Annotated in this window: 17 protein-coding genes; 9 read left to right on the top strand and 8 right to left on the bottom strand. The window is 69.3% G+C overall.

The window, feature by feature from the left end:
- Window positions 1–62 precede the first annotated feature (62 nt).
- On the bottom strand, window positions 63–1,085 hold the full coding sequence (locus tag BSY19_RS15000; RefSeq protein ID WP_236840540.1) for a 4-hydroxythreonine-4-phosphate dehydrogenase PdxA: 1,023 nt from the start codon (window positions 1,083–1,085) through the stop codon (window positions 63–65).
- A 164-nt stretch (window positions 1,086–1,249) separates the two neighbouring features.
- On the opposite strand from BSY19_RS15000, the gene BSY19_RS14995 reads away from it, so the two are divergent.
- Window positions 1,250–2,647 (top strand): SAF domain-containing protein, encoded by a 1,398-nt coding sequence (locus BSY19_RS14995; RefSeq protein WP_069054858.1) that lies wholly within the window; start codon window positions 1,250–1,252, stop codon window positions 2,645–2,647.
- A 66-nt stretch (window positions 2,648–2,713) separates the two neighbouring features.
- Entirely contained in the window at window positions 2,714–3,379 is a 666-nt protein-coding gene (locus BSY19_RS14990; protein WP_069054857.1) for a GntR family transcriptional regulator, read from the top strand.
- A 46-nt stretch (window positions 3,380–3,425) separates the two neighbouring features.
- Here BSY19_RS14990 and uxuA read toward each other — a convergent pair whose 3' ends face one another.
- The 4 genes from uxuA to BSY19_RS14970 form a co-directional block, all read right to left on the bottom strand.
- The gene (gene uxuA / locus BSY19_RS14985) at window positions 3,426–4,625 is read right to left on the bottom strand and encodes a mannonate dehydratase (protein WP_069054856.1); all 1,200 of its coding nucleotides are present in this window, start codon (window positions 4,623–4,625) and stop codon (window positions 3,426–3,428) included.
- A 15-nt stretch (window positions 4,626–4,640) separates the two neighbouring features.
- Complete coding sequence (locus BSY19_RS14980; RefSeq protein ID WP_069057131.1) at window positions 4,641–5,918, bottom strand: TRAP transporter large permease; 1,278 nt, start codon at window positions 5,916–5,918, stop codon at window positions 4,641–4,643.
- Window positions 5,919–5,928: 10 nt separating this feature from the next.
- On the bottom strand, window positions 5,929–6,435 hold the full coding sequence (locus BSY19_RS14975) for a TRAP transporter small permease (protein ID WP_069054855.1): 507 nt from the start codon (window positions 6,433–6,435) through the stop codon (window positions 5,929–5,931).
- Between the two features lie 87 nt (window positions 6,436–6,522).
- Window positions 6,523–7,503, bottom strand: coding sequence for a C4-dicarboxylate TRAP transporter substrate-binding protein (locus BSY19_RS14970; protein ID WP_069054854.1), 981 nt, complete (start codon window positions 7,501–7,503; stop codon window positions 6,523–6,525).
- Between the two features lie 97 nt (window positions 7,504–7,600).
- On the opposite strand from BSY19_RS14970, the gene BSY19_RS14965 reads away from it, so the two are divergent.
- A complete protein-coding gene (locus BSY19_RS14965; protein ID WP_069054853.1) occupies window positions 7,601–8,320 on the top strand; it encodes a GntR family transcriptional regulator in 720 nt (239 codons plus the stop codon).
- Between the two features lie 12 nt (window positions 8,321–8,332).
- Here the strand turns inward: BSY19_RS14965 and BSY19_RS14960 are convergent, their stop codons facing one another.
- Window positions 8,333–8,545, bottom strand: coding sequence for a hypothetical protein (locus BSY19_RS14960; protein WP_069054852.1), 213 nt, complete (start codon window positions 8,543–8,545; stop codon window positions 8,333–8,335).
- Window positions 8,546–8,750: 205 nt separating this feature from the next.
- Between BSY19_RS14960 and BSY19_RS14955 the strand changes: the two genes are divergently transcribed.
- From BSY19_RS14955 to BSY19_RS14945, 3 genes are all read left to right on the top strand, one after another.
- Window positions 8,751–11,144 carry a phosphoketolase family protein gene (locus BSY19_RS14955; protein ID WP_069054851.1) on the top strand — a complete coding sequence of 798 codons (2,394 nt, stop codon included), beginning with the start codon at window positions 8,751–8,753 and terminating at the stop codon, window positions 11,142–11,144.
- 89 nt (window positions 11,145–11,233) lie between these two features.
- Window positions 11,234–12,661, top strand: coding sequence for a phospholipase D-like domain-containing protein (locus tag BSY19_RS14950; RefSeq protein WP_069057130.1), 1,428 nt, complete (start codon window positions 11,234–11,236; stop codon window positions 12,659–12,661).
- Between the two features lie 19 nt (window positions 12,662–12,680).
- The gene (locus BSY19_RS14945) at window positions 12,681–13,403 is read left to right on the top strand and encodes an endonuclease/exonuclease/phosphatase family protein (RefSeq protein ID WP_069054850.1); all 723 of its coding nucleotides are present in this window, start codon (window positions 12,681–12,683) and stop codon (window positions 13,401–13,403) included.
- Between the two features lie 17 nt (window positions 13,404–13,420).
- On the opposite strand, the gene BSY19_RS14940 is transcribed toward BSY19_RS14945, so the two are convergent.
- Together BSY19_RS14940 and BSY19_RS14935 are read right to left on the bottom strand one after the other, a co-directional pair.
- Window positions 13,421–15,394, bottom strand: coding sequence for a heavy metal translocating P-type ATPase (locus BSY19_RS14940; RefSeq protein ID WP_236840539.1), 1,974 nt, complete (start codon window positions 15,392–15,394; stop codon window positions 13,421–13,423).
- Between the two features lie 150 nt (window positions 15,395–15,544).
- A complete protein-coding gene (locus BSY19_RS14935) occupies window positions 15,545–16,234 on the bottom strand; it encodes a GntR family transcriptional regulator (protein WP_069054849.1) in 690 nt (229 codons plus the stop codon).
- 62 nt (window positions 16,235–16,296) lie between these two features.
- On the opposite strand from BSY19_RS14935, the gene BSY19_RS14930 reads away from it, so the two are divergent.
- The 3 genes from BSY19_RS14930 (at window position 16,297) to BSY19_RS14920 (ending at window position 20,009) form a co-directional block, all read left to right on the top strand.
- Window positions 16,297–18,021 (top strand): IlvD/Edd family dehydratase, encoded by a 1,725-nt coding sequence (locus BSY19_RS14930; protein ID WP_069054848.1) that lies wholly within the window; start codon window positions 16,297–16,299, stop codon window positions 18,019–18,021.
- Window positions 18,022–18,097: 76 nt separating this feature from the next.
- Entirely contained in the window at window positions 18,098–19,072 is a 975-nt protein-coding gene (locus BSY19_RS14925; RefSeq protein WP_069054847.1) for a Bug family tripartite tricarboxylate transporter substrate binding protein, read from the top strand.
- A 19-nt stretch (window positions 19,073–19,091) separates the two neighbouring features.
- A complete protein-coding gene (locus tag BSY19_RS14920) occupies window positions 19,092–20,009 on the top strand; it encodes a 3-hydroxyacyl-CoA dehydrogenase NAD-binding domain-containing protein (protein WP_069054846.1) in 918 nt (305 codons plus the stop codon).
- The last annotated feature ends 13 nt before the right edge of the window (window positions 20,010–20,022 follow it).

Raw genomic sequence — 20,022 nt, 5'->3', positions numbered from 1 at the left:
CTCCCTGGATGATGGGTTTTCGCGGCCGCTCTTGGATGGCGGCTTTTGAAAGGATGGCCAGCTCAGGCGGCGGCCTTGGCCCTCGCCTTGCCGTCCTGAGCCATCTTGACGGCGAGCGCGAGCGCGGCCCGCGTGGCGCCGAGATTGGCGATGCCCTTGCCGGCAATCTCGTACGCCGTGCCATGGGCGGGGGTGCAGATCGGGAAGGGAAAGCCGCCGATCAGCGTGACGCCGCTGTCGAAGCCGATCAGCTTCATCGCGATCTGGCCCTGGTCGTGGTACATCGTGAGGACGGCGTCGAAATCGCCGTTGCGGGCGCGCAGGAACACGGTATCGGAGGGGAACGGCCCCTCGACGGTGAAGCCCCTGGCCTTCGCCGCCTGCACGGCCGGCTCGATGGTGTCGATCTCGTCGCGGCCGAAATTGCCGCCGTCGCCGGCATGGGGGTTGATCCCCGCGACCGCAATCCGCGGCGGCTCAAAGCCGGCGGCGCGCAGATTGGAATCCGCCAGCGACAGGGCGCGCAGGATGCGCTCCTGGGTGATGTTGGCCGCGACCTCCGAAAGCGGGATGTGCGAGGTGACGCGGGCATTCCAGAGCTTGCCGAGGATGTTGAATTCGCTGGCCGGCCCGTCGAAGCCGATGGCGTCGCGCACAAAGCGGATCTCGTCGTCATAACCGGGATAGGCGAAGCGCATCGCTGCCTTGTTGAAGGGCGTGAAGAAGACCGCATCGGCCTGGCCGGCGGCGGCGAACTGGAGCGCGCGGCGGAAGTTCTCGGTCGCGGCCTTGCCGCCGGCGAGCGTCGCCTTGCCGCGCTGCAGATCGGCCGGATCATGGTTGGCGAGATCGACGAAGACCGGGCGCTCGCCGAGCGGCAGCGCCTCTCCGTCGCGCACCATGCGGACCTGCGGATCGACGCCGGAATCGGCGATGCCCTGCTGCAGCAGCCGCGCATCGCCGAAGACGACATAGCGGGCCGCGGCGCGCAGATCGGCTTCGGCGAGGATGCGCGCCGTCAGTTCGGGGCTGATGCCCGACGGGTCGCCCATCGCGACCGCGACCACCGGCAGATCGCCCGTCATGCGCTCCTCCATCACCCTGCTCCGCTGCTGCATCATCTTCGATGACCTCTGGCTAACACAGCCCGGAAGCCCCCACAAGTATGCTGTATGCAGCATATCATAACTGCGATAGGAAGAGAGAAAGAGGCGGTGCAGCCGCGACAGGGCCGCCCTGGGAGGAGCCGATGAATTTCCACGCGCATTATGACCGCATCCGCGAGCCCATCGAAACCTGCCTCGTCGGCAGCGGCGGCTTCGGCCGCAGCTATCTCGCCCAGGGCCGCAAGATCCCGCTCGTCAACGCGCGGATCGCCGTCGACGTGACGGCCGAGGCGGCCGGCCAAGCCTTCGCGGCGGCGGGATACGCCGGCGCCGACATTGCGCTGTGCGAGACGCCGGCCGAGGCACGAGCGGCCTGGGAGGCCGGCCGCTGCGTCGCCGCCGGGCGGCTCGAGACCGTGATCGCCCTGCCCTTCCAGCTTCTCGCCGAGGCGACCGGCAGCCCGGAGGCCGCGACCCGCCACGCCCTGCTGGCGATCGAGGCCCGCCGCCATGTCGCGCTGGTCTCGAAGGAGGCCGACAGCGTCGTCGGCCCCGGGCTCGCCCGGCTCGCGCGTGAGGCCGGTGTCGTGGTGACGCCGGTCGATGGCGACCAGCCAAGCCTCCTGATCGGGCTGGCGAGCTGGGCCGAGGTGCTCGGGCTCGAAATCGTCGCCGCCGGCAAGTCGAGCGAATACGACTTCGTCTTCGACCCGGCCTCCGGCACGGTCACCTGCAACGGCGTCTCGGCCGCCCTGCCGGAGCTGGCGCAGCACTGGCTCGGTGGCGACCCGGCGGCGACCGCCGCGACGGCGGCGGCGCGGGCGGCGATCCTCGGCCGCGCCTTCCCGCTGCGGGCGGTGCCAGACCTCTGCGAGATGACGCTGGTCGCCAACGCACTCGACCTCAGCGCCGACCGCGCCGATTTCCACGCCCCGCCCGCGCGCGTGCCGGAACTGGCGGACCTCTTCGCCCCTGCGAGCCAGGGCGGGCTGATGTCCGGTCACCGGCGCATCGACGTCTTCCACCATCTGCGCCTGGCGGAGGAGGCCAGCTTCGCCGGCGGCGTCTTCATCGTCGTGACCTGCGACAATGCCGAGACCTGGGACATGCTGGCCGGCAAGGGCCATGTCCTCTCGCACGCGGGCGGGACCGCGATGCTCTACCTGCCGCGCCATCTGCTGGGCGTCGAGGTCGCGACCTCGGTGCTCGATGCGGCCGGGCTCGGCCGCTCCGGCTATGGCGAGGACTACCGCCCGCGGCAGGACCTCGTCGCCGTGGCCCGGCGCGATCTCGCGGCCGGTACGGTGCTGACCATGGGTGGGCACCATCACAGCATCGACGGGGTCGGCGCCGAGGTGAGGCCGGCGGCGGCGCTGGCCGAGGACCGGCCCGCGCCCTTCTATCTGGCGGCCGACCGGCGCCTCGCCCGCTCCGTGAAGGCCGGCGAGGCGATCCGGCTCGGCGATGTCGAGATCGCGCCCGATTCGGGGCTGCTGGCGATGCGCAGGCGGCAGGACGGCCTGTTCGCGGGCGGCGGTTGACGGGGCGTTTGACAGCGCCGGGTTCGCATGCCGTAACCGCATCACAGACAGGATTGACGAGCAGCGATGAGCGAGCCAGCGATCGACTTCCCCCGGATCACGCGGCGCACCCTGCATGACGAGGTGCTCGAGCGGGTTCGCGACATGATCATCGAGGGGCGCCTCGAGCCCGGCCAGCGGATCAACGAGGGCGTGGTCGGTGCCCAGCTCGGGGTCTCCCGGACGCCGCTGCGAGAGGCGATCAAGACGCTCGCCAGCGAGGGGCTGGTCGAGATCCTGCCCGCCAAGGGGGCGATCGTCCGACGCTTCTCGGCGCGCGACCTCGCCGACGTGCTGGAGGTGCTGAAGGCGCTCGAACAGCTCGCCGGGCGCATCGCCTGCGAAAAGGCCAGCGACGCGACGATCGAGACGATCCACGCCCTGCACAAGCAGATGCTGGCCCTCTACGAGACACGCAACCGCCTCGAATACTTCAAGCTGAACCAGGCGATCCACAGCGCCATCGTCGCCGCGTCGGACAATGCGGCGCTGATGGAAATGCACGGCACGCTGCAGTCGCGGATCAAGCGCCTGCGCTTCGTCGGCAATGAGGGGCCGGTGAAATGGGCGGGCGCCGTGGCCGAGCACGAGGAGATGATGGCCGCCCTGCTGAAGCGCGATGCCGCGGAACTCAGCCGCATCATCGGCCAGCACATGGACTCGACCCTGCTGCGGGTGCGCGAGGTTCTCTGAGGCAGCAGACCGTGGCGCCCCGGTCGGGGGGCGCCACGCCTAGACGTCAGCCTTGCCGCGAGGCGGCCGGCCGGTGCGCCAGCGCCGTCATCACGCCCCGAAGCTCCGCCAGGCCGCGCAGGCGGCCGATCGCCGGATAGCCGGGGAAGCTGCCGCGGCCGATGTCGTCGAGGATCTCGTGGCCATGGTCGGGCCGCATCGGGATCTCCCAGTCGTCACGCCCTTCGGCGCGGCGCCTCGCCTCCTCGTCGAGCAGCGCCGCGATCAGCGCGACCATGTCGGTGTCGCCGCCGAGATGCTCCGCTTCCATGAAGGAGCCGTCGGGGTCCTTGGCGACGTTGCGCAGATGCGCGAACCAGATCCGGTCGGCGAAGCGGCGCGCGATGGCGGGCACGTCGTTGTCGGGATGGGCGCCGAGGGAGCCGGAGCACAGCGTCAGCCCGTTGGCCGGCAGATCGACCATGCCGAGGACGGCTTCGATGTCGGATTCCGTCGAGACGATGCGCGGCAGGCCGAAGAGCGGCCGCGGCGGGTCGTCGGGATGCACGCAGAGGCGGATGCCGAGTTCCTGCGCGGTGGGGACCACGGCGCGCAGGAAGCGGGCGAAGTTCGCCCGCAGCCCGTCGGCGTCGATGCCGGCATAGCGCGCCAGCATGCCGCGCAAGGCCGGCACGTCGTAGCGGTCATAGGCGCCCGGCAGGCCGGCCATGATGTTGGCGAGCAGGCGGTCGCGGTCGGCCTGCGTCGAGGCCGCGAACCAGTCGATCGCCTTGTTGCGCAGCTCCGGGGACTGCCCCTCCTCGGCACCGGGACGCTCGAGGATCAGCCAGTCGAAGGCGAGATATTCATGGGCGTTGAAGCGCAGCGCGCGGGCGCCGGCCGGAAGCGGATGGTCGAGTTCGGTCCGCGTCCAGTCGAGCACCGGCATGAAGTTGTAGCAGATCGTCTTCAGGCCGCAGGCGGCGAGATTCGCCATCGACTGCCGGTAGTTGGCGAAGATCGGCTCGAGATCGCCTTCCCCCAGCTTGACGCGCTCGTGGATGGGCAGGCTCTCCACCACCGACCAGTCGAGGCCGAAGCCCGGCGCCGCGATCTCCGCCTTGCGCTTCTCGATCTCGGCGACGCTCCAGACTTCGCCATAGGGGATGTGGTGGAGCGCGGTGACGATGCCGCTCGCGCCGGCCTGGCGGGCAGCGGCGAGTGTGACGGCGTCGTCGGGTCCGAACCAGCGCCAGGTCTGTTTCATCAGATCAATCTCGGATCACATCAGGAGGTTGGGGAGGAACAGCACGACGCCCGGGAAGAGGGCGAGGAAGCCGACCACAGCGAGGATCGCGGCAATGAAGGGCAGCGATTCGACCAGGTATTCCTCGATCGAACAGTCGAGGATGGAGCAGACCGTGTACATCGCCACGCCGACCGGCGGCGTCATCGAGCCGAGCGTCACGATCGACATCATCAGGATGCCGAAATGCACGGGATCGACGCCGAGCTTGGTGATGATGGGCACGAAGATCGGCGTCAGCAGCAGGACCAGCACCGTGCTCTCGACGAAGAAGCCGGCGACCAGCAGGAAGAACAGGACCAGCAGCACGATCGCCAGCGGGTTCTGGGACAGGCCCAGCATCCATTCGGCGACCTCCTGCGGCGCCTGCTCGAAGATCAGCGCATAGCCGACCATGCCCGAGAGCAGGATGATCAGCATGATCACGCCGACGTCGAGCACGCCCTCGCCGAGCGCTTCCATGAAGCTCTCGGCGGTCAGTTCCTTGTGCAGGAAGACACCGACGACCACGGCATAGACGACGGCGAAAGCGCCGATCTCGGAGGGGGTGAAGATGCCAGCGCGGATGCCGAACAGCAGCGCGACCGGGAACAACAGCGCCCATTTGGCATCGACGATCGCGCGCCAGACGGCCTGCCGGGTCGGCAGCTCCTTCGTCGCGGAATGGTAGCCGCGCTTGCGGGCGACGAGCCAGACCACCGTCATCAACGCGGCCATCATCAGCAGCCCGGGAATGACGCCCGCCAGGAAGAGGCGGCCGATCGAGACGTTGCCGACGAAGCCGTAGAGGATCAGGCCCAGGCTCGGCGGGATCGTCGCCGTGATCAGGGACCCGACCGCGATGGCCGCGCAGGTGAAGCCCTTCGAATAGCCCTTGCGGATCATGTCCGGGCCGAGGATGCGCGCCTCCATGGCGGCATCGGCGACGGCCGAGCCGGAGACGCCGCCCATCAGCGTCGAGAGCAGGATGCAGACCTGGGCGAGGCCGCCCGCCATCCAGGAGACCAGCACGTTGGAGCAGGCGATCAGCCGGTGCGTGATGCCGGTCTTGTTCATCATGTGCCCGGCCAGCACGAAGAAGGGGACGGCGAGCAAGGGAAAGCTCTGCGAGGCCGTGGCGATCTGCTGGACGCCGATGCCGAGCGGGATCGAGCCGGAGAAGACGAAGAAGGAGAAGCCGGACATGCCGATGGCCAGCGCTACCGGCAGGCCGAGGAACATCAGGAAGAAGAAGAGACCCCAGAGAGTCAGCATGGTTTGGGCCTCACCCGAGCTGGCTGCCGGAGCGGTCGAGGCTCCGATCGGCATAGAAGACCAGCGAGCGTGTCCGCAGCGCATGGACCAGATTGATCGCGATGGTCAGGGCCAGAAGCGCAGCCCCGACGGGCACCGCCGCCGTGACCCAGGCGTAAGAGATGCCGCTGTCGCCATAGACGCGCTGCCAGTTCAGCATCGTCAGCCGATAGCCGGAGACGGCGAGCGCAATGAGGAAGGCGAGCGACAGCAGCGCGAGCGCGATCTCGACGAGCCAGCGCGGCGTGCGCGGCAGCTTCCGAACGAAGAGGTCGACGCCGATATGGGCCTTGAGCCGCATCGCGCGATTGGCGCCGAGGAAGCAGACCCAGATGAACAGCAGCTGTGCCACGTCGATCGACCAGATCAGCGGGTAGCCGAAGGTGCGCCCCAGGGCCGCGATGAAGACGAGGATGACGATCGCCGCCAACAGCAGCTTGGCCGCGAGGAACTCGGCCGAAATCAGGAATTGCGACATGGCGGCTTGGCCCAATCGATGCGCACGGACGGGTGGCGGCGCGCTGGGCGCGCGCCGCCGGATGGCAGGGGGGCAGATCGGGCCCGGTTACTTGAGGAGCTTCAGAACCTCGGCGCGCAGATCGGTGTAGCCGAGCTTCTCGTAGACGCCCTGCGTCGCGTCGATGAAGGGCTTCTTGTCGACCTCGGCGATGGTCATGCCGTTCTTCTTCATCGTCTCCTCGAAGCCGGCGAGCGACTCCTCGGTCAGCTTGGAGGCGAAGTCGCCGGCGGCGAGCGATTCCTCGCGCAGGATGGTCTGCAGCTCGGGCGTCAGCTTGTCGAACCAGGCGGCGCTGGTGACGATGCCGGTGATCAGGTTGAAATGGCTCGTCTTGGTGACGTGCTTGGCGACCTCGTAGAGCTTCGAGCCGACGGTGGCTGGGTGCTGCGCCTCGACCGCGTCGATCACCTTCTGCTGCATGGCCGGGTAGACCTCACCCCAGCCCATCGGCGTCGGGGTCGCGCCCATGGCCCGGATCGTCTCCATCCAGACCGGCGCGCCCGGCGTGCGCATGCGCACGCCCGCGAGGTCGGCGGGCACCTTGATCGGCTTGTTGGTGATCAGGTGGCGATCACCCTGCCACCAGTTGAACGACAGGACCTGATGGCCCGACGTGGTCCGCAGCTTGGCGACCCAGGTCTCGAACAGCGGCGAGGTCACGACCTTGCGCACGCCCTGGAAGCCATCGGCGAGATAGGGCGCGCTGAGCACGCCGAACTCCTTGACGAAGACGGCGAGGCGGCCGCCGTCGACGACGACGGCGACATTGGCGCCGGCGCGGGCCTGCTCCAGCACGTCCTCGTCCTTGCCGAGCTGCGAGCCCGGGAAGATGCGGACGGTGAGCTGCCCCTTGGAGCGCTCGGCGACGCGGTCGCGCAGACGCTCCAGCCCCTTGAAGAGCGGGTCGTCGCGGGTCAGCGCGGTGTTGACGTTGAGCTGGGCCTGGGCCTGGGCCGCGGCCGGCAGCGCCAGGCCGGCGGCTGCGAACGCGATTGCGCACAGCGTGCGCCTGTTGACGGTGAACATCTGATAGCCTCCCTGCGGTGCTTCCTGCGTCTCGGGACGCATTGAAGTATGGCACCATACCGGTATGATACCCCGACCTTCGGAGAAGGCAAGACGGATGAACGGCCCTGTTGCGCTGAAGCTGGCGGACCCGATCGTCCCGCAGATCATCCAGATCCTGCGGCAGGCGATCATCGAGATGCGCCTGAAGCCCGGCGAAGCACTGTCGGAGAAGGATGTCGCGCTGCGCTACGGCGTCAGCCGCCAGCCCGTGCGCGAGGCGTTCATCAAGCTGGCCGAGGCCGGCCTGCTCCAGGTGCTGCCGAGCCGGGGCACCTATGTCGTCAAGATCTCGGTGCGGGAGGTGCTCAACGCCCGCTTCGTGCGCGAGGCGATCGAATGCGCGCTGGTGCGCAGCGCCGCCGAACTGATCGATTCAGCCGGCGTGGCGCGGATCGAACAGCTCGTCGCCGACCAGAAGGCGGCGGCCGAAGCCGGCGATTCGGCTCGCTTCTATGCGCTCGACGAGGCCTTCCACCGCGCCATCGCCGACTGCGTCGAATGCGACCCGGCGCTGCGCGTGGTCGAGAGTGCGCGCGCCCAGACCGACCGGGTGCGCTATCTCAGCCTGCCGGACGCCTCGCCGCTGGCGCTGCTGATCGCCCAGCACGAGGCCATTCTCGACGCGATCAAGGCGCGCGATCCCGAGCGGGCGGAGGCTGCGATGCGGACCCATCTGCGCGAGATCCTGAGCGCCCTGCCCCGGCTGGCGGAGCGCTTCCCGGACGTGTTCGACCGCAGCGACGTGCCCCCGCACGCCCGCCCGATGCCGGGTTGAGGCCGGACCGGATCAGCCGACGGAGGGCGGCGTCGCCGTCGCCGCCTCGAGCCGGGCGACGGTTTCCTCCAGGCTCTCGGCGACGCCGAGCATGAAGTCCTTGCCGAAGGCGATGATCGTGTCGGGCGGCTCGCCCTTGAAGCTGTAGACGACGCTGACCCGGTCGGGGTTGACGTAAACCGGCTTGCCGTCGGCCGGCGAGGTGAACTGGCAGAGCTTGGCCATGGAACTCTCGCGATTCGCTGAAGTTGCCGAGCTATACGACGGACGCGCCGTTCTGTTGACCTCTGTCTCGGTTGACCTTCGTCGGTTAACGAGCCGCCGGCGGCGCGGCCCGCATCGGAAAACTTCGTAATCGCTTGCGCTCGATCAGGGCGCGCAGCCAGACGGCGTGGTCCCTTCCGCCGGCAACCGCGAAGGACGCCTTCCGATGAGCCACGCAATCCCCAGCCCCCTGAGCCCCGCTGAGCTCTCGCTGATCCATCGCTACTGGAGTGCGGCGAACTATCTCTCGGTCGGCCAGATCTATCTGCTCGACAATCCCCTGCTGCGCGAGCCGCTGAGACCGGAGCACGTCAAGCCGCGCCTGCTCGGCCATTGGGGCACGACGCCAGGGCTGAACTTCATCTATGCCCATCTGAACCGGCTGATCGCGGCGCGCGACCTCGACATGCTCTATGTCTGCGGCCCCGGCCATGGCGGGCCGGGCATGGTCGCCAACACCTATCTCGAAGGCACCTATACCGAGACCTATCCCGACATCACGCGGGATGCAGACGGCCTGCGCAAGCTGTTCCGCCAGTTCTCCTTTCCCGGCGGCATCCCCAGCCATGCCGCGCCCGAGACGCCCGGCTCGATCCATGAGGGCGGCGAGCTCGGCTATGCGCTGGTCCATGCCTTCGGCGCGGCCTTCGACAATCCCGAGCTGATCGTCGCCTGCGTCATCGGCGATGGCGAGGCCGAGACGGGGCCGCTCGCGGCCGCCTGGCATTCGAGCAAGTTCCTCGATCCGGTGCATGACGGCGCTGTGCTGCCGATCCTGCATCTCAACGGCTACAAGATCGCCAATCCGACGATCCTGGCCCGGATGCCGGCCGACGAATTGCGCAGCCTGCTCGTCGGCTACGGCTATGAGCCCTTCTTCGTCGAGGGCAGCGAGCCGGACTTGATGCACCAGCAGATGGCGGGCACGCTCGACCTCGTCTGCGACCGCATCCGCGCGATCCAGGCGCAGGCCCGCAGCGGCGGCGGGGCCGCGGGGCGGCCGCGCTGGCCGATAATCGTGCTGCGCAGCCCGAAGGGCTGGACCGGGCCGAAGACCGTCGACGGGAAGAAGGTCGAGGGCTTCTGGCGCTCGCATCAGGTGCCGATCGCCAATGCGCGCGGCAACGCGGAGCACCTCAAGCTGCTCGAAGACTGGATGCGCGGCTACGCGCCCGAGACGCTGTTCGACGACGACGGGCGCCTGAAGCCGGAGTTGCAGGCGCTGGCGCCGTCGGGGCCCCGCCGGATGGGCGCCAATCCCCATGCCAATGGCGGACTGCTGAAGCGCGAGCTGAAGCTGCCCGACTATCGCCGCTTCGCCATCGCCCTGCCCGGCCCCGGCGGCGCGGTCGCAGAGGCGACGCGCACGATGGGTCGCTTCCTGAAGGAGGTCGTTTCGCTCAACGCGGAGGCGCGCAACTTCCGGATCATGGGCCCCGACGAGACGGCTTCCAATCGCCTCGACGCCGTCTTCGACGTCACCGAGCGCGTCTGGCGGGAGGCGATCCTGCCCGAGGACGTGCATCTCGCGCCGGAGGGTCGGGTCATGGAGGTCTTGAGCGAGCATCTCTGCCAGGGCTGGCTCGAGGGCTATCTGCTCACCGGACGGCACGGCCTGTTCTCCTGCTACGAGGCCTTCATCCACATTGTCGATTCGATGGTGAACCAGCACGCCAAATGGCTGAAGGTTTCGCGCGAGATCGCCTGGCGGGCGCCGATCGCCTCGCTGAACTATCTGCTGACCTCGCATGTCTGGCAGCAGGACCATAACGGCTTCAGCCATCAGGATCCGGGCTTCCTCGACCTGATCGCCAACAAGAAGGCCGATACGGCGCGGATCTACCTGCCGCCGGACGCCAACACCCTGCTCTGGGTCACCGATCACTGCCTGCGGACCTATGACCGCATCAACGTCATCGTCGCCGGCAAGGCCCCGGCCCCGCAATGGCTGACGATCGACGAGGCCGCGATCCACGCCGAAGCCGGGATCGGAATCTGGCCCTGGGCCGGAGCAGAGCGCGCGGGCCGCGACCCCGACATCGTCCTCGCCTGCGCCGGCGACGTGCCGACGATCGAGACGCTGGCCGCGGCCGCCCTGCTGCGCGAGGCGCTGCCGGAACTCGCGCTGCGCGTCGTCAATGTCGTCGATCTGATGACGCTGCAGAGCCGCAGGCAGCATCCGCATGGGCTGAGCGACGTTGATTTCGAGGCGCTGTTCACGCGGGATCGGCCGGTAATCTTCGCCTTCCACGGCTATCCGCAGCTGATCCATCGCCTCACCTACGACCGCATCAATCATGGCGGGCTGCATGTCCACGGCTACCGTGAGGAGGGCACCACGACGACGCCCTTCGACATGCTGGTGATGAACGGGCTCGACCGCTTCCACCTCGCGATCGCGGCCATCGACCGGCTGCCCGAACGCAGCCCGGAGGCAGCGGGCGCGCGCCAGCGCTTCGAGGATCGGCTGGTCGCGCATGCGGCCTATATCCGCGCGCAGGGCGAGGACATGCCGGAGATCCGCGACTGGCGCTGGCCAGGCGTCGCCTCGCCGGCCTGAGGGTCGCGCGCGGCGGCTGCGACCGCATGGCGCGAGCGAGGGCGCTCGCGCGGATGTCCAAGCGCGCGGCTTCATAGTAGATGCCGCTGATGGATTTCGCCGCGCCGCTCGACAGCCTCGTCGCCCAGGGCCCTCTGCTGCTGACGGCGCTGCATCTCGCCACCGCCGGCACGGTCACCGTCCACGCGCTGATGCGCAAGCGGGAGGTGTCGTCGGCGATCGGCTGGATCGGCCTGGCGTGGCTGTCGCCCTTCTTCGGCCCGCTGCTCTATTTCGGCTTCGGCATCAACCGCGTGAAGCGGCGGGCGCGGCGCCTGCGCGGCGCCGACGAGGCCGGCCATGGCCGCGGCCAGAAGGCGATCGTCGTGGCGGGGCCGACCGGCAGCCTGGAGCGGGCGGTCGGCCGTATCACCCGCGCGCCGACGGAGCCCGGCACGGTCGCTGCCGTGCTGGAGTGCGGGGACGAGGCCTATCCGCGGATGCTGGCGGCGATCGAGGCCGCGACCACCAGCGTCGCGCTCTCGACCTTCATCTTCCGCACCGACGCGCTGGGCGAGAGCTTCATCGCGGCGCTGGTGCGGGCGCATCGCCGGGGCGTCGCCGTCCGCGTCCTGATCGACGGCTTCGGCGGCGGCTTCCTGTTCTCGCGGGCCTATCACGCCCTGCGACGCGAGGGCGTCCCGGCGGCACGCTATCTGCATTCCCTGCTGCCATGGAAGATGCCGCTGCTCGACCTGCGCCTGCACAAGAAGATCCTGCTGATCGACGGGCGGGTGGTTTTCCTCGGCGGCCTCAACATCGGCGGGGAGAACGTCCTGGCGTCGCGTCCGCAAGAGCCGGTTCGCGACGTGCATTTCATCATCGAGGGGCCGGTGGTGCGGCAGGTCATGGACAGTTTCCAGGAGGACTGGGCGTTCTCGACGGGCGAGACCCTGGAAGGCCCGGCCTGGTTTGCGTCCGGGCACGCCGTCGGCACCGCGCCGGCGCGGGTGATCTCGTCGGGTCCCGACCAGAGCGTCGACCAGCTGATGCTGGTTTTGCTCTCGGCGATCAACGGGGCCTCATCGAGCCTGCGGATCGCAACGCCCTATTTCCTGCCCGACGAGCAGATCATCACCGCGCTCCAACTCGCCGCGCTGCGGGGCGTGGAGGTCGACATCGTCATCCCCGCCCGCAACAACCACCGGCTGATGGGCTGGGCGATGCAGGCCCATCTTCGCCCGCTGCTCAAGGCCGGCTGCCGGATCTGGCGCTCGCCGGCGCCCTTCGACCATTCCAAGCTGGCGACCGTCGACGGAGTCTGGTGCCTGATCGGCAGCGCCAACTGGGATGCGCGCAGCCTGCGCCTGAACTTCGAGATCACGATGGAGCTCTATGCGGCCGATCTGGCGAACCGCATCGCCCGTCTCATCGACGGCAAGCGCGGAGAGCCTCTGACCCTGGAGCAGATCGACGCACGCTGGCCGATCGTGAAAATTCGTGATGCGGCCGCGCGGCTGCTGATGCCCTATCTGTGATGGTGATGAGCGAGGTCGCGTGAAGGTCGCATCCTACAATATCCACAAATGCCGCGGCACCGACCGACGCGTCCGGCCCGATCGCATCGTCTCCGTCCTGGCCGAGATCGGGGCCGATCTGGTGGCGCTGCAGGAGGTCGACCGGCGCTTCGGGCAACGCACCGGCCTGCTCGACCCCGCCGCCATCCTGCGCGAGACGGGGCTGCATCTGCTAGTTCAGTCCGACGTGGCCGACGGCCATGGCTGGCATGGCAACGCCCTGCTGGTGCGCGGCGAGCCGCTCTCCTACCGGCGCTTCAGGCTCAAGCTCCCGGGCGTCGAGCCGCGGGGCGCGGTGGTCGCCGAACTCGATCTCGGCGAGGGCCGCTTCCGGGTCATCGCGGCCCATCTGGGGCTGCTGCGGCGCTCGCGCATCGACCAGGCGACGATGCTGCTGCACGCCTTCCTCGAACTCACCCCGATGCCGACCATCCTGCTCGGCGACTTCAACGAATGGCGGCGCGGCCGCCGTTCGGCGCTGGACGTGCTCGTCCCGCATTTCGCCGACATGAAGCACCCGCCGAGCTTCCCGTCTCGCCGGCCGATGCTGCCGCTCGACCGGATCCTGGCCTGGCCGGAAGGGCTGATCTCCGAACTCTGCGTGCATGACACGCCGCTCGCCCGCAAGGCCTCGGACCATCTGCCGCTGACCGCGCGCGTCGACATCTCGCGCTGGCAGACGCGGCTCGAAAGCGCGGCCTGACGCGAGACGCCGCGGCGTCAGGCGTTCTCGACCGTCGCGGGCGCGACAAGAGGCATGGCAGGAGGCACGGCAAGCGGCGCCGGCTCATCCTCCGCCCCGCGCGGCAGCATCCGGGCCGAATTGCCGAGGAAGACCAGCTCGGAGCCGACATGGATGAAGGCCGCGATGACAGGGCTGAGAAAGCCGGTCGCGGCAAGGCCGATGCCGATCGCGTCGACGATGAGTGTCCCCGCGAAGTTCTGCCAGATCACGCTCCGCGTCCGCCTGGCGATCTGCAGCGTGTCGACGAGCTTCAGCAGATCGTTGCCGATCAGGATGATGTCGGCGCTGTCCTTGGCGATGTCGGTGCCTGCGCCCATGGCGATGCCGAGGCTGGCGGCCGTCAGGGCTGGCGCATCGTTGACGCCGTCGCCGACCATGCCGACGACGCGTCCCTCTTTGACCAGCGCCCGCACACGCACCAGCTTGTCCTGGGGCAGCATGTCGCCGACGGCCTCGGCGATTCCGATCTCGCGCGCGACACTCTTGGCGACGACAGATGAGTCTCCCGAGAACAGCAGGGTCCTGACGCCGATGGCGGCCAGTGCCGCCATCGCCGCCGCAGCCTCGGGCCGCAGAGCGTCGGCGACAATGATCTCGCCGATGAAGCGCCCATCCGTCGCGACCACGATGTCCGAGCCGATCACAGGGTGGTCGCGTGGCGGCACCGCGACGCCGGCTTCCTCCAGCAGCGCCCGATTCCCGACCAGGACGGTACGGCCCTCGACCACCGCCGTGATGCCACGCGCGACCTTGAATTCGGCGGATGAGGGCTCCGGCACCGCCAGGCCCTGCGCGCGCGCCTTCTCGACGACGGCGCGGGCGAGCGGATGCTCGGAGCGCATCTCTGCAGCCGCCGTCAGGCGCAGCAGTTCGAGCGGATCGACGCCCGGCGCCGGCAGGATCTGTTCGACGCCGGGCTGGCCCAGCGTCAGCGTCCCGGTCTTGTCGAGAACGATGGTATCGACACGTCCGAGCGTCTCGAGATGGATGCCACCCTTGATGATCGCACCCAGGCGCGCCGCGCGGCCGATGCCCCCGAGGATGGCGATCGGTGTCCCCGCCGCGATGCCGCAGGCCCCGGCGACGATGATCACCGAGATCGTGTCACGCATGTCGCGCGTGATCAGCCAGGTCAGCGCGGCGCAGATCGCCGCGACATAGACGAGGTAGCCGGCGAGCCGGTCGGCGAGCTTCTGCACCGGCGCACGGCTGTGCTCGGCCGCCTCGACCGCCTCGATGATCTGGCCATAGCTGGTGTCGCGGCCGACGCGCTCGACCCGGATCTCGAGCGCGCCCATGTGATTGATCGACCCGGCATAGACCGCCCCGCCCTCCGTCTTGTCGACGGGCATGGATTCGCCGGTGATGCGGGACTGATCGACCGAGGAGTGCCCGGCGACGACATCGCCGTCGACGGGAATCTTCTCGCCGGGATTGACCAGCACGATGTCGCCGAGCGCCACTGTGTCGACCGGCACCATCACCGTGTCGTCGCCGCGCCGGATGCGGGCCTCGCGCGGGATGAAGGCGACGAGATCGCCGATGGCGCGGCGGCCGCGGGCGATCGTGAGATGCTCGAGTTCCTCCGCCACGAGGACGAACAGGGTGACGACGAGCGCGGTGAATATCTCCGCGATCGCGGCTGCGGCGACGATGGCGATGAGCATGGAGAGTTCCATGGTCATGCGCCGCGCGAGCAGATTGGCCAGGGCTTCCCGCAGTACCGGCCAGACGCTGAAGGCGAGCGCCAGCAGCCCGATCACGCTGACCTGCGCGACGGGCTCGTAGACGCGGAACCAGACGGCGGCAGCCCCCAGCGCCGCAACGGCGATGCGGATGATCGCAATGGGCTCGAACGGCTCGTGCTGGTGAACGTCGTCGCGGACCCGACGACGCGCGCCCGGCGCGATCGGTTCCGGCACGGCGGCTTTGCTGTCGATCATCGCCATGGGATGCATCCTCCGCTTCGGCGGCCGCCTGGCCGCCCTGACCCGTGCCGCGTCGGACGATGCCTCCGGCAGAGCTAGACCGGCCGGCACTGCGCCGCCTTGCGAAGGATCAATCCCGGCTGGCCCCGTCGGGAGGGCCTGGTCGCGTGGTCAGGAGCCTCTCCCCGGACGCAGGAAGCGGGCCTCGACGGCGGTGATATAGGCGTCGCGCGAGGGGCCGAGATGCTGGCGGCAGAGCGCGACGAGACGGCCGCGGTCTCCCCCCGCCAGAGCCTCGACCATCGCGGCATGCTCGTCGCGCGCGAGCGCCAGATGCTCGGGGCTGGCGGCGGTGATCGAGCGGGCGCCATGGACCTTTTGGGCGAGCCCCTGGATCAGCTCGACCAGATGAGGGTTGCCGCAGGCGCGAAACAGCGTCTCGTGGAAGCGGATGTTGGCCCGGAAGGCGCCGCGCGCGTCGCCGGCCGCCACGGCCTCGGCGTGGAGCTGCTGCAAGGCGCGCAGCGGGCCCAGGACGTCGGGTGCAATCGGCAGCGGAATCTGCTCGGCGGCGAGCGTCTCCAGCACCTCGCGGACGGAATAGATCTGACGCACCTCGGCGGGGTCGAGCAGCCGGACCACCGCGCCGCGGTTGGGGATGCGCTCGACCAGCCCGACCCGCTCCAGTTCCGCCAGCGCCTCGCGCACGACATGGCGCTTCACCCCGATCCGTTCCGCGAGCTCCTCCTCGACGAGGCGCTCGCGCGGCAGGAGCCAGCCGAGGACGATCTCCTCCTCCAGCATGGCGGCGACGGAGCGGACGCGGTCGGCGGTCTGGGCCTTGAGAGCGGTATCCGGCATGCCCGATCGTAACCTTTGCCAGGATTGTTGACAATGATGGCGACAGCCCTAAAGCTGCCGACATGAGCGCTTCCGACGACGATACCCCATCCACGGCTCCTGCGGCACGCGGCCTGCGCCGCAATCTCGCGACCTATGGCGATCCCGGCTTCTCGCTGTTCCTGCGCAAAGCCTTCATCAAGGCGGCCGGCTTTTCGGACGACGCGCTCGACCGGCCGATCATCGGCATCACCAACACCTTCAGCGACTTCAATCCCTGCCATGGCAATGTGCCGCGGCTGATCGAGGCGGTGAAGCGCGGCGTGATGCTGGCGGGCGGCCTGCCGATGGAGTTCCCGACGATCTCCATCCACGAGTCCTTCGCCAACCCGACCTCGATGTTCCTTCGCAACCTGATGGCGATCGACACCGAGGAGATGATCCGCGCCCAGCCCTGCGATTCCGTGGTGCTGATCGGCGGCTGCGACAAGACCGTTCCGGCCCAGCTCATGGGCGCCGTCAGCGCCGATGTCCCGGCGATCCAGCTGATCACGGGACCGATGCTCGTCGGCCACCACAAGGGCGAGGTCCTGGGCGCCTGCACCGACTGCCGCCGCCTCTGGGGCCAGCATCGCGCCGGCCAGATCGACGAGGCCGAGATCGAGGTTCTGAGCGGGCGTCTCGCCCCCACCCAAGGCACCTGCATGGTGATGGGCACGGCGAGCACGATGGGCTGCCTGGTCGAGGCGCTGGGCATCGCGCTGCCCGGCTCCGGCACGATTCCCGCCACCCATGCCGATCGCATCCGCGCCGCGGAAGCCAGCGGGCGCGAGGCGGTTCGCCTCGCCAAGGGCGGGCCGAAGCCGAGCGACCTGCTGACCAAGACGGCCTTCCGCAACGCGCTGACCGTGCTGCAGGCGATCGGCGGCTCGACCAACGGCCTTGTCCATCTCGCCGCGATCGCGCGGCGTGCCGGCCTCTCGATCGACCTCGAGGAGTTCGACGCGATCGGCCGCAAGGTGCCGGTGCTGATCGACCTGAAGCCGTCCGGCGACCATTACATGGAGCATTTCCACTGGGCCGGCGGCGTGCCCAAGCTGATGAAGGAGCTGGGCGACCATCTCGACCGCTCGGCGCCGACCATCGACGGGCGCACGATCGGCGAGATTGCCGATGCGGCCGAGGACATCCCGAACCAGACGATCATCCGCAGCGCGGCGAGCCCGGTGAAGCCGACCGGCGGCATGGCGGTGCTGCGCGGCAACCTCGCGCCGGGTGGCGCGGTGATCAAGCATTCGGCCGCCTCGCCGGCCCTGCTGACGCATACCGGCCGCGCCGTGGTGTTTGCTTCGGTCGAGGACATGGTCCGCCGCATGGACGACCCGGACCTCGACGTGACGGCCGACGACGTGCTGGTCCTGACCAATGCGGGACCGAAGGGCGCGCCCGGCATGCCCGAGGCCGGCTACATCCCGATCCCCAAGAAGCTGGCCCAGGCCGGCGTCAAGGACATGGTCCGCATCTCCGACGCCCGGATGAGCGGCACGGCCTTCGGCACCATCGTGCTGCACATCACCCCGGAATCGGCCGTCGGCGGCCCGCTCGGCCTCGTTCGCGACGGCGACCAGATCCGGCTCGACGTCGAGGCGCGCGAGATCGCGCTGCTCGTGGACGACGCCGAACTGGAGCGGCGGAAGAGTGAATGGCAGCCGCCGGCGCATCTGGCCGAGCCCTCGCGCGGCTACCGCCATCTCTACCTCACCACCGTGCTGCAGGCGGACGAAGGCTGCGACTTCGATTTCTGCTGACCGGCCAGCCCGGCCCAAGCTTCTCGAACGAGACCGGACCAACCGGTCCTTTGCGACCCCCTCGGAGGATTCTCCCATGCTCGACCGCCGCCATCTCGTCGGCCTCATCGCCGGCCTGTCGCTCGCCCTCCCCGGCAGCGCCCTCGCCCAGGCCTATCCGCAGAAGCCGATCACGCTGGTCGTGCCCTATGCGCCGGGCGGCGCCACCGACATCATCGGCCGCGTCGTCGCCGAGGAGATGTCGAACGGGCTCGGCCAGCGCGTCATCGTCGAGAACCGCGCCGGAGCGGGCGGCAGCGTCGGCGCCGCGGCGGCCTCGCGTGCGCAGCCGGACGGCTACACCCTGCTGCTCGGCGCGCTGACCAGCCACTCGATCAATATGAGCCTGCAGGCCAAGCCGGGCTTCGACCTGAAGAAGGACCTCGTGCCCGTCGGGCTCGCCGGCAATGTCGGGCTGGCGCTGGTCGTCCACCCCTCGGTGTCCGCCAAGACGGTCCCCGAGCTGATCGCGCTGATCAAGGCGAAGCCCGAAGAGTACTCCTACGCCTCCTCCGGCCAGGGCTCGCCGCAGCACCTTTCCGGCGAACTCTTCAACCTCAAGGCCGGCACCAAGATGCCGGTCGTGCCCTATCGCGGCTCCGGCCCGGCCATGACCGACATGGTCGCCGGCCAGGTCAAGATCATGTTCGACACGATTCCCGCCGTGCTCCAGCATGTGAAGGGCGGGACGCTGCGGGCGATCGCCACCACCGGCACCGAGATCTCGCCCTTCATGCCGGAGACGCCGACGGCGATCTCGCAGGGGCTCGCCGGTTTCGAGGTCTCGTCCTGGTTCGGGATGCTCGCGCCGGCCGGCACGCCGCAGCCGATCCTCGACCGGCTCAACGCCGAGCTGAACAAGGCGCTGCAGAGCGCCAAGCTGAAGGAGGCCTTCGCGCTGCAGGGCGTGGCGCCCAAGCCGAGCACGCCGGCGGAAGCCGCCGCGCGCATCGACAGCGAGATTGCCAAATGGGGCGATCTGATCAAGACCAGCGGCATCAAGGCCGAGTGAGCGGCCAGGTCCATCGATCATGAGCCAGCCCGTCCAGCATCTCGCCATCGTCGGCGCCGGCATGATCGGCGCGAGCTGGGCGGCGCTGGCCTGCGCGCATGGCCTGCGCGTCAGTGCCTACGATCCGCATGAGGCGGCGCGCGAGCGCTTCCTCGGCCATGTCGAGCGGGCGCGGACCCAGCTGACCGAACTCGGCCTGACGGGGACCGGTCCGGTCTCCTTCTCGACGGACCTCGCCACAGCGCTCGCGGGCGCGGGCTTCGTCCAGGAGAACGGGCCGGAGAACGAGGCGGTCAAGCGCGCGCTGCTCGCGCAGATCGACGCCCTTCTTCCCCCGGACGCGATCATCGCCAGCTCGACCTCGGCTCTGGTGCGCAGCGCCATCGTCGCCGATTGCGCGAGGCCGGAGCGGATCGTGGTGGCGCACCCGTTCAACCCGCCGCATCTGGTGCCGCTGGTCGAGATCGTCGGCGCGGATGAGGGCGTCGTCGAACGGGCCGCCGCCTTCTATCGCGCGCTCGGGCGCAGGCCCGTGGTGCTCAACCGCGAAATGCCCGGCCATATCGCCAACCGGCTGGCCTCGGCGCTCTATCGCGAGGCCGTCTACCTCGTCGAGCAGGGCGTCGCCAGCGTCGCCGACATCGACGCGGCACTGTGCAATGGCCCGGGCCTGCGCTGGGCGCTGATGGGGCCGCACATGACCTATCATCTCGGCGGTGGCGAAGGCGGCATCGCGGGCTATCTCGCCCATCTCGGGCCGAGCCAGGTGCGGCGCTGGCAGTCGCTCGGCGATCCGTCGCTCGATGCCGAGACGCAAGCGAAGATCGTCGCCGGCGTCGCCGAGGAGGCGCAGGGGCGCAGCATCGCGCAGCTCGAGGCGCGCCGCGACGAAGGGCTGCTGGCCGTGCTGAAGGCCCGCACGCTGGTCAGCGAGTGACGAGGCCAACGAC

Origin of the sequence: Bosea sp. RAC05 (assembly GCF_001713455.1) — a bacterium.
Classification (GTDB): Bacteria; Pseudomonadota; Alphaproteobacteria; order Rhizobiales; family Beijerinckiaceae; genus Allobosea.
This window is presented reverse-complemented; position numbering and strand designations above follow the sequence as displayed.

Coding starts and splice junctions, on each gene's coding strand:
- BSY19_RS15000 (WP_236840540.1), bottom strand. CDS start 1,085: ATGACGGGCGATCTGCCGGTGGTCGCGGTCGCGATGGGCGACCCGTCG.
- BSY19_RS14995 (WP_069054858.1), top strand. CDS start 1,250: ATGAATTTCCACGCGCATTATGACCGCATCCGCGAGCCCATCGAAACC.
- BSY19_RS14990 (WP_069054857.1), top strand. CDS start 2,714: ATGAGCGAGCCAGCGATCGACTTCCCCCGGATCACGCGGCGCACCCTG.
- uxuA (WP_069054856.1), bottom strand. CDS start 4,625: ATGAAACAGACCTGGCGCTGGTTCGGACCCGACGACGCCGTCACACTC.
- BSY19_RS14980 (WP_069057131.1), bottom strand. CDS start 5,918: ATGCTGACTCTCTGGGGTCTCTTCTTCTTCCTGATGTTCCTCGGCCTG.
- BSY19_RS14975 (WP_069054855.1), bottom strand. CDS start 6,435: ATGTCGCAATTCCTGATTTCGGCCGAGTTCCTCGCGGCCAAGCTGCTG.
- BSY19_RS14970 (WP_069054854.1), bottom strand. CDS start 7,503: ATGTTCACCGTCAACAGGCGCACGCTGTGCGCAATCGCGTTCGCAGCC.
- BSY19_RS14965 (WP_069054853.1), top strand. CDS start 7,601: ATGAACGGCCCTGTTGCGCTGAAGCTGGCGGACCCGATCGTCCCGCAG.
- BSY19_RS14960 (WP_069054852.1), bottom strand. CDS start 8,545: ATGGCCAAGCTCTGCCAGTTCACCTCGCCGGCCGACGGCAAGCCGGTT.
- BSY19_RS14955 (WP_069054851.1), top strand. CDS start 8,751: ATGAGCCACGCAATCCCCAGCCCCCTGAGCCCCGCTGAGCTCTCGCTG.
- BSY19_RS14950 (WP_069057130.1), top strand. CDS start 11,234: ATGGATTTCGCCGCGCCGCTCGACAGCCTCGTCGCCCAGGGCCCTCTG.
- BSY19_RS14940 (WP_236840539.1), bottom strand. CDS start 15,394: ATGGCGATGATCGACAGCAAAGCCGCCGTGCCGGAACCGATCGCGCCG.
- BSY19_RS14935 (WP_069054849.1), bottom strand. CDS start 16,234: ATGCCGGATACCGCTCTCAAGGCCCAGACCGCCGACCGCGTCCGCTCC.
- BSY19_RS14930 (WP_069054848.1), top strand. CDS start 16,297: ATGAGCGCTTCCGACGACGATACCCCATCCACGGCTCCTGCGGCACGC.
- BSY19_RS14925 (WP_069054847.1), top strand. CDS start 18,098: ATGCTCGACCGCCGCCATCTCGTCGGCCTCATCGCCGGCCTGTCGCTC.
- BSY19_RS14920 (WP_069054846.1), top strand. CDS start 19,092: ATGAGCCAGCCCGTCCAGCATCTCGCCATCGTCGGCGCCGGCATGATC.